The following is a 792-nucleotide window of genomic DNA, read 5'->3' on the forward strand; positions in this document are numbered from 1 at the left end:
GCGCACAAGCGGGGGCTGGCCAGCGGCATCGTCAATGCGGGTGGTTCGTTTGGTCAGTTCGTGATGGCGCCCATTGCCATCAGCCTGACGGCCGCCGTGGGCTGGGCCAACGCCATGCAGTGGCTGGGCGTTCTGGTGCTGCTGGCGCTACCTGCGGTGTGGGTGCTCAAAGGCAACTCCAACGCACTGGCGGCGCAGGCCGCCGCCGCATCGGGCCAGAAGGCGCTGACTGCACGCGAGGCCATTGCGCAGGCGCTGGCCACCCCCAGCTACCGCTACCTCGCTGTGGGCTTTTTGGTGTGTGGCTTCCACGTGGCGTTTCTGGCCACCCATCTGCCGGGCGTGATTGCCGCCTGCGGGCTGGCCCCCGAGGTGGGCGGCTGGGCACTGGCCGTGATCGGCCTGTTCAACATCGTAGGCAGCCTGGCCATGGGCTGGGCCGTGGGGCGCTGGCGCATGAAGTCGCTGCTGGCGCTGCTGTACGCCACACGCGGCATCGCGGTGCTCATCTTTTTGCTGGCGCCCAAGACACCCGCCGTGGTGCTGATCTTTGCAGCCGTCATGGGCATCACGTTCCTGTCCACGGTGCCCCCCACGGCCGGACTGGTCGCCAAGATGTTTGGCACGGCCAACATGGCGATGTTGTTTGGCATCGTGATGCTGTCGCACCAGATCGGCGGTTTTTTAGGCGCCTACCTGGGCGGCAGCGTCTTCCAGGCCACGGGCAGCTACGACTGGGTCTGGTACATCGACATCGCGCTGGCTGCCGGGGCCGCACTGGTGAACCTGCCC

1 protein-coding gene is annotated in these 792 nt (G+C 67.0%); it reads left to right on the plus strand.

Annotated elements, in window-relative coordinates; translation table 11 throughout:
• Positions 1-792: MFS transporter (locus DBR12_RS18975; RefSeq protein ID WP_233244901.1), on the plus strand; the 792-nt coding region annotated here is incomplete at both ends.

This window comes from Acidovorax sp. HMWF029 (assembly GCF_003060895.1).
GTDB lineage: Bacteria > Pseudomonadota > Gammaproteobacteria > Burkholderiales > Burkholderiaceae_C > Acidovorax.